Origin of the sequence: Pseudomonas sp. QD4, assembly GCF_049199125.1 — a bacterium.
GTDB lineage: Bacteria > Pseudomonadota > Gammaproteobacteria > Pseudomonadales > Pseudomonadaceae > Aquipseudomonas.
On the sequence record NZ_JBLZOM010000011.1, the window covers coordinates 33798 to 46681 of the forward strand.

The 12884-nt window shown below is 64.8% G+C and carries 13 protein-coding genes; 3 read left to right on the plus strand and 10 right to left on the minus strand.

All coding sequences use genetic code 11. From position 1 onward, the window contains the following. Nucleotides 1-323: 323 nt before the first annotated feature. Nucleotides 324-578, plus strand: coding sequence for an Imm32 family immunity protein (locus tag ACOZJV_RS33150; protein WP_421549447.1), 255 nt, complete (start codon nucleotides 324-326; stop codon nucleotides 576-578). A gap of 60 nt (nucleotides 579-638) precedes the next feature. Here ACOZJV_RS33150 and ACOZJV_RS33155 read toward each other — a convergent pair whose 3' ends face one another. The 4 genes from ACOZJV_RS33155 to ACOZJV_RS33170 form a co-directional block, all read right to left on the minus strand. After that, nucleotides 639-3038 carry a TonB-dependent siderophore receptor gene (locus tag ACOZJV_RS33155; RefSeq protein ID WP_421549448.1) on the minus strand — a complete coding sequence of 800 codons (2400 nt, stop codon included), beginning with the start codon at nucleotides 3036-3038 and terminating at the stop codon, nucleotides 639-641. Between the two features lie 66 nt (nucleotides 3039-3104). Next, nucleotides 3105-4052: a FecR domain-containing protein gene (locus tag ACOZJV_RS33160; RefSeq protein ID WP_078468592.1), complete on the minus strand. Its 948-nt coding sequence runs from the start codon at nucleotides 4050-4052 to the stop codon at nucleotides 3105-3107. After that, complete coding sequence (locus ACOZJV_RS33165) at nucleotides 4049-4558, minus strand: sigma-70 family RNA polymerase sigma factor (protein ID WP_421549449.1); 510 nt, start codon at nucleotides 4556-4558, stop codon at nucleotides 4049-4051. Before ACOZJV_RS33165 ends, ACOZJV_RS33160 begins: the two co-directional genes overlap by 4 nt. Before the next feature lie 140 nt (nucleotides 4559-4698). Next, entirely contained in the window at nucleotides 4699-5361 is a 663-nt protein-coding gene (locus ACOZJV_RS33170; protein WP_421549450.1) for an NADPH-dependent F420 reductase, read from the minus strand. 100 nt (nucleotides 5362-5461) lie between these two features. On the opposite strand from ACOZJV_RS33170, the gene ACOZJV_RS33175 reads away from it, so the two are divergent. Next, nucleotides 5462-6355 carry a LysR family transcriptional regulator gene (locus ACOZJV_RS33175; protein WP_421549451.1) on the plus strand — a complete coding sequence of 298 codons (894 nt, stop codon included), beginning with the start codon at nucleotides 5462-5464 and terminating at the stop codon, nucleotides 6353-6355. A 124-nt stretch (nucleotides 6356-6479) separates the two neighbouring features. Next, entirely contained in the window at nucleotides 6480-6797 is a 318-nt protein-coding gene (locus tag ACOZJV_RS33180; protein ID WP_201131580.1) for a DUF2388 domain-containing protein, read from the plus strand. A gap of 114 nt (nucleotides 6798-6911) precedes the next feature. Here ACOZJV_RS33180 and ACOZJV_RS33185 read toward each other — a convergent pair whose 3' ends face one another. The 6 genes from ACOZJV_RS33185 to ACOZJV_RS33210 form a co-directional block, all read right to left on the minus strand. Beyond that, entirely contained in the window at nucleotides 6912-8522 is a 1611-nt protein-coding gene (locus tag ACOZJV_RS33185; RefSeq protein WP_421549452.1) for a gamma-glutamyltransferase family protein, read from the minus strand. A 17-nt stretch (nucleotides 8523-8539) separates the two neighbouring features. Continuing rightward, nucleotides 8540-9631 (minus strand): polyamine ABC transporter substrate-binding protein, encoded by a 1092-nt coding sequence (locus tag ACOZJV_RS33190; protein ID WP_078468578.1) that lies wholly within the window; start codon nucleotides 9629-9631, stop codon nucleotides 8540-8542. Nucleotides 9632-9651: 20 nt separating this feature from the next. Beyond that, complete coding sequence (locus ACOZJV_RS33195) at nucleotides 9652-10431, minus strand: amino acid ABC transporter ATP-binding protein (RefSeq protein ID WP_201131583.1); 780 nt, start codon at nucleotides 10429-10431, stop codon at nucleotides 9652-9654. Between the two features lie 2 nt (nucleotides 10432-10433). Continuing rightward, nucleotides 10434-11207, minus strand: a complete 774-nt coding sequence (locus ACOZJV_RS33200) for an amino acid ABC transporter permease (protein ID WP_078468576.1) — start codon at nucleotides 11205-11207, stop codon at nucleotides 10434-10436. Nucleotides 11208-11219: 12 nt separating this feature from the next. Continuing rightward, the gene (locus ACOZJV_RS33205; protein WP_421549453.1) at nucleotides 11220-12026 is read right to left on the minus strand and encodes an ABC transporter substrate-binding protein; all 807 of its coding nucleotides are present in this window, start codon (nucleotides 12024-12026) and stop codon (nucleotides 11220-11222) included. Nucleotides 12027-12107: 81 nt separating this feature from the next. After that, the gene (locus ACOZJV_RS33210; RefSeq protein WP_201131584.1) at nucleotides 12108-12776 is read right to left on the minus strand and encodes a GntR family transcriptional regulator; all 669 of its coding nucleotides are present in this window, start codon (nucleotides 12774-12776) and stop codon (nucleotides 12108-12110) included. Nucleotides 12777-12884 lie beyond the last annotated feature (108 nt).

Consider the following 12884-nt stretch of genomic DNA (forward strand, 5'->3'; position numbering starts at 1 on the left):
CGCCGGGTTAGCCGCGCTGGGCCAGGGATGGCCCATCGCGGCGGCCCACGGCTCACTGCCGGAGCGAGGGCATGCCGAGCCTAGGCGAGGCACCCAGTGGTGGGGCAAGAGCCCTTTGGTTACTTTGGGGCTGTTCCAAAGTGACCCGCTGTAAGAGCGGAACCCATACCCGCCACACCCGCAGCAATGGATATGCACACCCATAAACCCGAGGCGTCAGGTCTTGGGGCCGCTACACGGTCCAGCGGGAGCAAGCTCCCTCGCCACAGGTGGTGTTTCCTCAGGTATAACTGCCACCCCCCGCGGACCAATGAAGGATAACAATGCTCAACGAATTCACCGTCCATGGAACCGCAATCGGAACCACCACCAGCCTCCAGCTGGACGAAATCTCCCTACTCGCCACCCCACAAACCCTGAGAGAACTGGGCCAGTTCCTGATCCACGCATCGGAACAAATGACCACCCACGGCCTGGAGCACCTGCACCTACAGGACGTCCTGAAGGATTTCTCCCCCCAGCAGCACGTGGATTTCATCGCCCTCAACAAAGACCGGATAACCCCCACAAAAACCTGACCAGCCAACGAACCAGGCACACAGCCCCCGAGGCTGAACGCCCTACTCAATCTGCCCGCCCTAGAACCCCACCGTGGCCGACACCAACCAGGTGCGCGGCGTCGACAACGTCAGCCCCGCCGCACTGTCGGACGAAGTGGCAGCCGAGGCCCAGTAGGTTTTATCCAGCACGTTCTCAACAGTGGCGCGCAGGGTAATCGGGCTTTCACCCAGTTCGAAGGCATAGCGCGCACCCAGGTCATAGCGCTCCCAGCCATCGATTTTCTGCTGGTTGGCCGGGTCCAGATACTGCGAGCTGGTGTGGATCGCGCGGGCAGTCAGGGTCAAGCCGTGCAGGCTGTCGATATCCCATTCGGCGCCGAGGTTGGCGTTGACAACCGGCGAACCGGTGCCGCGATTGCCGTCATACAGGCCCTTGCCAGTTTCGGTCTGCACGCTGTCGAGCAGCATCAGCCCGCCCAACAGGCGCACACCCTCATGGGGTTCGCCGAATACATTCAGCTCCAGGCCCTGGTTGCGCAACTGGCCATCGGGCTTGAAGTTGTTGTTCTCGTCGTAGACATAAGACGGCTGCTGGATGCGAAACAGGCTGGCACTCATGCCGAAGCTGCCCAGGTCGTACTTGGCGCCGACTTCCACCTGTTTGCTGCGATACGGCGCGAACACTTCGTTGGCATTGGTGGCGGTGGTCGGAGCGGTTTCGCCCTGGCTCAGGCCCTCCATGTAGTTGCTGTACAGCGACAGGTGATCGGTGACCTTGACCACCAGACCCAGGGCCGGGGACAGGGCTTTTTCGTCATTCACCGGCTCGTCGCGCACGCCGTTGCTCCAGGAGGTGACCTGAACCCGCTGCAAACGCGCGCCCAGGGTCAGCAGCACCTGGTCCTCGGCAAAACTCAGGGTGTCGGCCAGGGCCAGGCTGGTGAAACGGTTTTCGGTGTGGGTGCTGGTGTCGATGCGGTTCGGGCGCCCCGGCAGCGGCAGTTCCACTGGGCGGTAGAGGTTGCTGACACCGCGCAGGTAACGCTCGCCGGCGTTGTCGAAATCCATATTGAAGCGGTTCAGGCTCAGGTTCACCGTGTGCCCGACCGCTCCGGTGTTGAACCCGCTGCGCAGGCCGATGGTGGCGGTCTTGACGTCTTCATCACGGCGAAAGGTGCGCGGGGTGACGGTGAAATCACCATTGCTGTTGGTCACCTGCACCGCGTGCCGCAGGAAGTCGTAGTTGCCTTTGCGTGCGCCAAAGGCGGCGTACACCATCAGCGAGTCGCTGAGGTCATACTCGCCGCGCACTGCGCCGAAGCTGTCCTTGGAATGGGCGTAGGTCCAGGACTGGGCGATGTTGCGCTTGATGTCTTCGGCCTTGGGCATTTTCGCCGCGGCTGCCACTTCAACCCGCTCGATCGGCGCATCGGCGTGGCGTTCCTGGTGCCCCAGGTCCAGTGACAGACGCAGCCGCTCATCACGCAGGTCGAGGCCGATGACCCCGGTCTCGCGCTTGATCTGCTGGTGGTCCCACTCGGTGTCGCCGGACTGGCGCACGCCATTGAAGCGCAGGCCAAAGCGGTCGCCCTCGCCAAAGCGGCGACCGATGTCCACGGCGCCGCCGGTCTGCCCGGCAGAGGCGTAGTTGGCGGTGAATTCGGTCAGGGGGGTGTCCTGGGCGCGTTTGGGCTCGATGTTGATGCCGCCGCCCACGCTGCCCCGGGGCGGAATACCGCTGAGCAGCATGCCCGGCCCCTTGAGCACATCCAGGCGGCCGACCATTTCCATGTCGATGGCGTAGGTGGGCAGGATCCCGTACAGGCCGCCGTAGGACACATCACTGTTGAACAGGCTAAAGCCGCGCACCGAAAACTGCTCGAAACGCCCACTGGCCGGGTTGGTGGTGCGCACCGACGGGTCGCTGGCCACGGCGTCGCCCAGGGTCCGCGCCTGCTGGTTTTTCAGGGCCTCGGCGGTGTAGGACGTGAGGTTGAACGGGGTGTCCATAAAGTCGCGGTCGCCGAGCAGGCCCTGGCCGCCCTTGCGATCCACCTGGCCACCGGCATAGGGCTCGCCGCTGCTGGGGATGCTGGCGCCGAGAATCGAGGTACTGGGCAGCTCCAGGCTACCCGCCTCGGGAGCCGGTGCCAGGGTGTAGGCCTGCTCGCCCACGGCTTGCAGTTGCAAACCCGACCCCTGCAGCAACCGGGCAAAGCCCTCCTCCACCGCGAATTCACCGGAAAGCCCGGCGCTGTTGCGCCCACTGACCAGGCCCGGATCCACCGACAGGTCGACCCCGGCCAGCCCGGCAAAGCGGGTCAGGGCCGCGCCCAGGCTGCTGGCCGGCACCTGGTAGCTGCGGCGCCCGGCATCCTCGGCCCAGCTCACGGGGACCAGCAACGGGCTGGCACTCAGGCTCAGCAACAGACTCAGGCGCAGCAAGGGACGCACAGAACTAGGCATTACGAGGGGCATTGAAGAGGCTCTCTTTTTCGTTCACTTACCTGCAATGACAGGCACCTCGAAAAAAGGGGACAGCCCTCAAGCAACTTTTTTACGCGGCAGCAGCGTGACCCAGAAACGGGTCCGCGACTGCACCTCCAGCGGCAGGCTGGCGGCCAGCAGGGCCAATACCCGGTCGGTGTCCTCGACCCGAAAACTGCCGGTGACCCGCAGCGCTTCCAACTCCGGTTCCCAGCGCAACACGCCGCTGCGGTAGCGACTCAACTCCCGCAGGAAATCGCCCAGGGGCTGGTCCTGGGCCATCAACACCCCTTCGCGCCAGCCCGGCATCGCGCTGTCGAAGGCCTGCGGCAGCCCGGCCCCGGACGCCTGCAGACGGACCTGCTGCCCGGCGCGCAAGGTCAGGGCCGGACCCTGCAGGGGCTGCACCTGCACCGTGCCACTGACTACCGAAACCCGACAGCCGAGGCTGTCCTGGCGCACGCAGACTTCGCTCTGGCTGACCCGCACCCGGCCGAAGTGGGTGTGCAGGGTCAGGGCCGCGCTGCCCGGCACCTTGAGCGCCATCTCGCCCTGGACCAGGGTCAGGCGGCGCGCGGCCAGGTCCACATCCACCGCCGTGGCGGTATTGAGTTGCAGGGAACTGCCGTCGGCCAGGGGCACCTGTCTGCGCTCGCCGGTGGCGGTGTGCAGATCGGCGCGCCAGACCTCCAGGGGCAATTGCCGGCTCAGCAACCAGGCTGTTGGCACCAGCACCGCCACACCCAGGCCGCGCTTGAGCAGCGCACGGCGTCCCGCTTGCGGGCGGTCGAGGCTGGCCAGGGCCAGGGCCGAGGGCAATTCGGCGAAGCGTTGGCGCAGCATCTGGGCTTTCTGCCAGGCCTGTTCGTGACTGGCGCAGCGCTCGCGCCATTGTTGCAGGCCCTGCTGGTCGCCCTCGCTGGCGGTGCCCGACTCCAGCAACGCCAGCCACTGGGCGGCGGCACGGGCGACCTGGCGCGGGTCGCTGGCGGGTGCCGGGTTCACAGGTCCACCAGCAGGCAGTGTTCGTAGGCGTGGGCCATGTAGCGCTTGACCGTGCGTTCGCTCACCCGCAGGCGCTCGGCAATCTCGCGGTAACCCAGGCCTTCCAGCTGGCTCCAGAGAAACGCGCGGCGCACCCCGCTCGGCAGACCGTCGAGCAGTTCATCCAGGGCTTGCAGGGTTTCCAGGAGAATCCAGCGCTGTTCAGGCGAAGGCACGCAGGTATCGGGCAGGGTTGCCAGGGCGTTGAGGTAGGCCTGCTCGAGGCTGCGCCGCTGGTGGAAGTTGATCAGCAGGCGTTTGCCCACGGTCAGCAGATAGGCCCGTGGCTCCTGCAACTGGGTCAGGGGCTGGGCGCTGCCAAGCACGCGCAAGAACGTGTCCTGGCTCAGGTCGGCGGCATCCCAGGCGTTGCCCAGGCGCCGCCGCAGCCAGCTTTCGAGCCAGCTGCGGTGGTCACGGTACAGGTTGTCGAGGGTGTGCTCCGTTGGCAGTACGGCATCATTCATGGCAAGGGCACCCGGCGTGGCACGTTAAATCAAATGAGACTCATTCTATTTAATATCGCTCGCGGGCACACCTTCTTTCGTCGCCTTTACCGGACCGCCCTCCTCCCTGTTCGCTATCGCTGTCGATTGCCCAGGCTCCCTCAGCGCCGCCAAGACCCCAGCGGCAACTCGACCTCACGCTCGGCCGCCGCCAGGGCAGCGCTCAGCCCTGGCTGGTCCAGCGGCACGCAGTACGCCGGCTTGGCCCGCTCGAAGCGCCAACTCTGATCCAGGCCACCGCCATCGACGGCGTCGAAACCGACCTGGTCCAGAAACTCGATCACCTGGGCCCTGGCCTGGGCGTCGTCCGTCGCGATCGGCAGCGCGCGGCGGTCGGGCGCGGCCTGGGGTCGGCCGTCCTGCAAAAGGTCCTGGGCGAGAATGGCGTTGAACACCTTGACCACCCTCGATTGTGCAAAGTGCTCGGCGAGCAGGCGGCTGGTAGTGGTTTCAAAGCGATCCAGGGCGGCGATATGGCCGTCGCGATCCGGGTAGTAGTTGTTGGCGTCCCACAGGGTTTTCCCCGCCAGCCACTCGGGGTCAATGCTGGCGTAATGCTCGAAGGGAATCGCCACCAGCACCACCTCGCCAAACCGCGCCGCCTCCTCGGCCGTGCCCACCTCGCAGCCGCTGATCCCGCTGAGCACACTGCTCATGGTGTGCGGCCCCCGGGAATTGCTGAGCATCACTGAATGCCCGGCCTTGAGCGCCAGTTGCGCCACGGCGCGCCCGATAAAACCTGCTCCGATAATGCCAATACGCATGTCGTTCTCCGCTGTTGGGGTAAGAAGGCCCTATGATGATTGGCTACCATAAGCAGATAAATCGTCACCCCTTACTTAGACTCATTACCAGGAGTATTGAATGGATCGCCTGACCAGCATGGGCGCCTTTGTGATGGCGGCCGACACCGGGTCCTATGCCCGCGCAGCCGAGCGCCTGGGCATGTCGGCGCAAATGGTGGCCAAGCATGTGGCCGCGCTCGAGCAGCGGCTGGGCGCGCGGCTGCTCAACCGCACCACTCGACGCCAGAGCCTGACTGAGCTGGGCAGTGCCTATTACGAGCGCTGCAAACACATTGTCAGCGAAGCCCAGGCCGCCGATTCCCTGGCGCAGATCATGAACGACACCCCTCGCGGCAAGCTGAAAATCAGCGCACCGGTGACCTTTGGCTCCTACAGCCTGATGCCCCTGGTCACCGACTTCTTGCGCCTGCACCCGGAGGTGGAGATCGATCTGCACCTGACCGATCGCTTCGTCGATCTGGTGGAGGAAGGCTTCGAGGTGGCGTTTCGCATCGGCCCACTGGCCAACTCCAGCCTCACGGCGCGGCCGTTGGCGCCTTATCGACTGGTGGCCTGCGCCGCGCCGCGCTACCTGGCCGAGCGCGGCACGCCCCAGGTGCCGAGCGACCTTGAGCAGTATGAATGCCTGGGGTACGCCTACTGGTCGCGCCCGGCCGACAGCGAATGGACCTTCAACCAAGGCACCAACGTGCACCGGGTCCAGGTCAGCAGCCGCTTGCACGTCAACGAGAGCAGGGCACTGATGAGCGCCGCGCTGGACGGCTTTGGCGTGGTGCTGGGGCCGGAGGATTTTTTGGCGCCGGCGCTGCAACGGGGCGATCTGGTGCGCCTGCTGAGCGACTTCAGCGCACCGAGCCGGCAGATGCATCTGCTGTACACGGCCCATCGGCAGAAGACCGCCAAGGTGCGGCACTTTATCGAAGCGGCGCTGGCGCGCTTTGGCGGGCGCTGATTCTGACCGGCAGGCGCCTGGCCGGTTTTTTGTTGCGCTTGGCATGGCGCCTGCCCTTGCGCAGGTTTAGGCTGGCAAGCGGCGAGTTTCAACGCGCCTCTTGCCACCAGGATGCCGAACCGACATGGATTTTCGCCAACGCCTCACCCTCGCCGCCACCCTGATCCTCGCTGCCCTGCCGGCCTGGGCCATGGAAGGCCGAGGTTCCCCCTCCGACAGCTCCACCCTGTACAGCATCGGCGGCACCTTGCTCGCCAGCGCCTTCACCACCGAGCCGCGAACATTCCTCAGCTTCGCCAAAGATGACGCCACCAGCTTCGTCGCCTCGAACGGCGCGATTCGCGGCGCACAATTTGAACGCGCCGTGCGCGACTACCACAACCACTACCCCGCGCCGCACATGAGCGACGACCAACTGGCCCAGGCGATAGCCGCGCGGTAGATGCCACCGAGTCATGACGAATTCTGTAGCCGCTGCCAAAGGTTTGGGCCGCGTTCGGACGCGGTCCCTTTCACACGCCGGAGGTCCACCTGGAAAAACGACTCCCAGGGCCCATTACCACACCGCAATATGGGAATCCGCACGCGGTTCGGTGCCGCCACAGAGCACGCCGCTGTCCGGGTCGCGCAGGATGATCTGGCCGCGGCCGTAGTCGGTCAGGTCGCTGGCGATTTCCACCTGGTGCCCGCGGCGGGCCAGGGCGTTGGCCAGGTCGCGGGAGGCGCCCTGCTCGATGCCGACTTTCATCTCCCCCAGCCATTGCCAGCGCGGGGCATCCAGCGCGGCTTGCGGGTTGAGGCCGAAATCCACCAGGTTCATGACCATTTGCACATGGCCCTGGGGCTGCATGTAGCCGCCCATGACCCCAAACGGCCCGAGGGCCTCGCCGCCCTGGCTGAGAAAACCGGGAATGATGGTGTGGAAGGTCTTTTTGCCCGGGGCCAGGCAATTGGCGTGGCTCGGGTCGAGGCTGAATTCCTGGCCGCGATTCTGCAAAGCGATGCCACTGTCGGGCAGCACCACGCCGGAGCCGAAGCCGTGATAGTTGCTCTGGATAAACGACACCATATTGCCCTCGGCGTCAGCCGTGGCCAGGTACACCGTGCCGCTGGCATGGGGGTCGCCAGGCTTGGGAGGCTGCGCCTGTTCACCGATCTGCTCGCGGCGCCGGGCGCTGTAGGCATCGCTCAGCAGGTCGGCCACGGCCACGCGCATATGCTGCGGATCGGTGATGTAGTGCAGGCCGTCACTGTAGGCGAGCTTCATCGCCTCCAGTTGGCGATGCCAGGTCTGTTGGCTGTCGCGGTGATCGAAGTCGAAGCCTTCAAGGATCTTCAGCGCCATCAGCGCCACCAGGCCCTGGCCGCTGGGGGGGATTTCCCAGACGTCGACCCCACGGTAATTGATGTGGATCGGCTCGACCCACTGCGCCCGGTAGTCCGCCAGGTCAGTGGCCCGCAGGTAGCCGCCGGTGGCGCGGGAATGGGCATCCAGGCGCTGGGCCAGCGGCCCGCGATACAGGCTTTCGCAGGCGCTGGCCGCCAGTTCCTCCAGGGTCCGGGCCTGGGCCGGGTTGCGGAACAGTTCGCCGGCCCTGGGCGCGCGGCCGTCGATCAGGAAGGTGTCGAACCAGGGTTCCAGCAACGCGTTGCGGTGGGGGCTGAATTCATCCAGGGCGATCTGCCATTGATGGGCGACCACCGGCGACAGCGGGAAGCCGTCCCGCGCCAGGCTGATGGCCGGTTGCAGCAGGTCGGCAAACGGCAATTTGCCAAAGCGCCGCGACAGCTCGGCCCAGGCCGAGGGGCAACCGGGGACGGTGACCGGTTCCCAACCGTAGAGCGGCATCTGCTGATGGCCGGCGGCTTGCACCGCCTCGATGCTCAGGGCCGCCGGGGCGTGGCCGTTGGCGTTCAAGCCATGCAACTGGCCCTGGGTCCAGACCAGGGCAAAGGCATCGCCCCCCAGGCCGCAACCGGTGGGTTCGACCACGGTCAGGGCCGCGGCCGTTGCAATCGCGGCGTCGATGGCATTGCCGCCCTGGCGCATGATCTCGATCCCGGCCTCGGCCGCCAGGGGTTGCGAGGCGGCAACCATGCCCCGGCGAGCGAACACGCTCTGGCGCTGGGAGGGATAGGGGTACTCGTGGGCAGAAAATTTCAACATGGCAAACACTCGTCAATTCATTGGCCGGACTTGATCCGGTTCCACTCGCGGGTGATCAGGCGCTGGATCGGGTCCGGCAGATCGGCGGAAACAAAGGTGTGGCTGATCACCTCATCGCCGGGGTACACCCCGGGGTTGCCACTGACCTTGGGGTCCATCAGCGCGGTGGCGTCTTTATTCGGGTTGGCGTAGCCCACGTAATCGCTGATCGGGGCGATCACCTCGGGGCGCAGCAGGTAGTCGATCAGCTTGTGCGCATTGGCGACGTTGCCGGCGTCCTTGGGAATGGCCAGCATGTCGAACCACAGGTTCACCCCCTCCTTGGGAATCAGGTAGCGAATGTCGGTGTGCTTACCGGCCTCCCTGGCCCGAGTCTGGGCCTGCATCACGTCGCCGGAATAACCGATGGCCACGCAGATATCTCCGTTGGCCAGGTCGGCGGTGTATTTCGACGAGTTGAAGTAGGTCACCGACGGCTTGAGTTTGATCAGCAGCGCCGAGGCTTTTTTATAGTCCTCGGGGCGGCTGCTGTTGGGGTCCAGGCCGAGGTAGAGCAAGGCCTGGGGAATGATCTTCACCGGCGCATCGAGAAACGCCACTCCGCAGTTCTTGAGTTTGGCCAGGTTGGCCGGGTCGAACACCATCGACCAGGAGTCGAGCACCACGTCCTTGCCCAGGGCGGCGCGGACTTTCTCCTCGTTGTAGCCGATGCCCACGGTGCCCCACATATAGGGCACGGCGTATTGATTACCCGGGTCGGCGGCCTCCAGGCGCTGCATCAGACGCGGGTCCAGGTGCGGCCAGTTGCCCAGCAGATTGCGCTGCAACGGCTGGTAGGCTCCGGCGCGGATCTGCTTCGACAGGAACTGGCTGGAAGGCACCACCAGGTCGTACCCCGAGTGCCCGGACAGCAACTTGGCCTCAAGCATTTCATTGGTGTCGAAAATGTCGTACTGGACCTTGATCGCGCTGGCCTGCTCGAAGTTTTTCAAGGTGTCCGGCGCGATGTAGTCGGACCAGTTGTACACCTTCACCACCTGCTCGGCGGCCTGCACTTGGGGCAACACGGCGGCCATGCACAAGGCCGCGGCAAGACTGGATAAACGCATGGTCAACTCCCTGGAAAAGATCACAGCACACGGCTGAGAAAGGCTTGGGTACGGGGATGGCTGGGGCGGCTGAAGATCTGCTCCGGCGGCCCCTGTTCAATCAACTCGCCCTGGTCGAGCACCACCACGCGGTCCGCCACTTCCCGGGCAAAACCCATTTCATGGGTGACCACGACCATGGTCATGCCCTCCTCGGCCAGCTCCTTCATCACTTGCAGCACCTCGCCCACGGTTTCCGGGTCCAGGGCGCTGGTGGGTTCGTCGAACAGCATGGCCTGGGGTTTCATCGCCAGCGCCCGGGCAATCGCCACCCGCTGCTGCTGGCCACCGGAAAGCATCGACGGGTAGTGCCCGGCCTTGTCCGCCAGGCCGACCCGCGCCAGCAGGCCGCGTGCCTGCTCCAGGGCCTGGGCACGCGACACGCCGAGCACCTGGATCGGCGCTTCGATGATGTTTTCCAGGGCGGTCATATGGGGGAACAGGTTGAAGCGCTGGAACACCATGCCGATGTCCCGGCGCTGGCGGGCAATGTTGCGTTCCGAGTCACGCACCAGGCTGCCGTCGGCGCGCTCGCGGTAGCCCATGGCCCGGCCGTTGACCCGGATACGCCCGCCCTGGATGTCTTCCAGCAGGTTGATGCAGCGGATAAAGGTGGTCTTGCCCGAGCCCGAGGCACCGATCAGCACCACCACTTCGCCGCGCCGCACCTGCAGGGAAATGCCCTTGAGAATCTGCAGCTCGCCAAAGGACTTGTGAATGTCCTGGGCATCGATGATCAGCTCTTCGCTCTTGTGCGCCATGCTTAGCGTCCCCGCAGCAGTTTCAGGGTGTGGCGGCCGAACATGCGGCTGCTGGCAGGCGGCGGCGTGGGCCGGTCCGACTGGCCGAAGCGTTGTTCCAGCCAGCGCTGGAAGAAGCCCCACAAGGTGGTGAGCATCAGGAAGTAGATCGCCACCACCAGGTACAGCTCGAAGACGCGGAAGGTGGCCGAGGTCACCATCTGCGTACTCAGCAGCAGCTCCTGCACGCCGATCACGCTGACCAGGGTGGTGTTCTTGAGCATCACGTTGAATTCGTTGCCCAGGGGCGGAACGATCACGCGGAAGGCCTGGGGCAGCACGATGCGCCGCATCAGCTTGCCGAAGGTCATGCCCAGGGAACGCCCGGCCTCGTACTGGCCCTTGTCCACCGCGCCGATCCCGGCCCGGATGATCTCGGACATGTAGGCGCCTTCATTCAGGCCAAGGGCGATGATCGCCGCCTGGATATTGCCCGGCACCACCAGCCCGAACAGCTCCAGGTCTTCGAAGCGGAAAATCCCCCCCGCCGCCAGGGCGGTGTAGAGAAAGACGATCTGCACCAGCAGCGGCGTACCGCGCATCAACCACACGTAAAAACGCACCGGCAGATGCAGCAGAGGGTTGCGCGACAGGCGCATCAGCGCCGCCACCAGCCCCAGCGCACAGCCCATCAACATCGCCAACACACTGATCAGGCAGGTCAGCCAGAGCCCGGTGAGGTACACCCCGCTGGGCTGCAACAGGTACTGCCAGAACACATCCCAATTGAAGTTCATCAGGGGCACGCCTCAGTCGAGTTGGTCGCTGGCCACATGCCATTTGGCCAGCAGTTGGCTGTAGCTGCCATCGCTGCGCATGTCACTGATGACGTGCTGCACCGCCGCCGTCAGTTGCGGGTCATCCTTGCGAATACCCAGCCCGGTGAGAATCCGGCTGAAGGCCGGCACCCCTTCCTCGAACAGATCCGGGGCCATGGCCGCGTAGTAGCCGGCGGTTTCCACGGTGGTGCCGTAGGCGTCGACCTGGCTGATGCGCAAGGCCTGGAAGGCGTCGGTGTCGGTGTTGTAGACCACCAGCTTCATGGGCGGCTTGCCGGCCTTGGTCAGGGTCTCGTTGTGTGCGTCGAGCAGGGTCTTGATGGTCGAGCCGTTGAGCACCGCCACCTTGTGCGTGGACAGCGCGTCCAGGGTCCGGATGCCTTTGGGATTGCCCTTGGGCACCACCACCGACTGGCTGGAATACATGTAGTTGACGATGTCGATCACCTCGCGGCGCTCGGGCTTGTCGAACAACTGGTCGACGATCATGTCGCACTGCTGGGCCAGCAACGCCGGCAGCAGCCCGGAGAACGGAATCACCCGCCACTGCACCTGCTTGTTGCCCAGGCGCTTGGCGATCTCCAGGCCCAGGTCCACGGTCAGGCCCTTGGGCTTCTGCGCCTCGTCGAACGACACCAGGGGTGGCGAATCCATGCCCGAGCAATAGGTCAACTTGTCGACCTTTTGCAATCGCTCCGGCGCCACGGGCGCGGCGAGCGCCCACTGTGCACAAAGTCCAAGGGATACCGCGGCAAGCAAGGCGCTTGTTTTGTGCATGACCAGACACTCCAGTTCGGTTAGTAACGGGGGCAGTACTCAAAGTCACAACAGGGTCGGGCTCGGGGCCCGCTTCTTGGCTTATTTTTCGGCTTGCAGAAACTTGATCAGCTCGGGGACCGTGCCTTCGATGTGCTCGCGCACCACGGCCTCGGCCTGATCGGCATCGCCGGCACGAATCGCGTCGAGGATCACCGCGTGCTCCTGGCGCGCGCTCAGGGGTTTATCGACGTGTTGCAGCCACAGGCGCATGGGCGCCTCGATCAGCGAATACAGGGCCGAGATCTGCTTCAGCAGCCGAGGCCGACCGCTGAGGCTGCACAGGTATTCATGGAATTTGCGGTGGCGGCTGACCCATTGCGCGCTCTCGTCGCGGTAGTCATCCATCTCGTCGAGCAGCCGCTCCAGGGCCGCCAGCTGGCGCTCGCCGATATGGGCCACCGCCACCCGCACGGCCAGGCCCTCCAGGGCGCTGCGCATCTCGAACACTTCGTGCAGCTCGGCGATATCCAGGCCACTGACGATCGCTCCCCGATTGGGCCGCAACGTCACCAGGCCCTGGGCATCGAGGCGGCGAAAGGCTTCACGCACCGGCATCCGGCTCATGCCGATTTCACCGGCAATATCCTCGGCAATCAGCCGATCGCCCTTGCAGTAACGGCCGCAGCAGATCGCTTCGAGCAGAAAGTTGTAAGCCTCCTCCTCGGCGGTCAGGGGCTGACGTTCAACATAAGCGGGAGCGAATTGCATGGCGGGCACCTTTTGTATTTTTGTATCCAATTATCCATAAATTCAAAAATGCAGAAGCCGTGCCAGGTTGTCCTGAAAACATTCAAGTGACTGATTTTCAATGGTTTA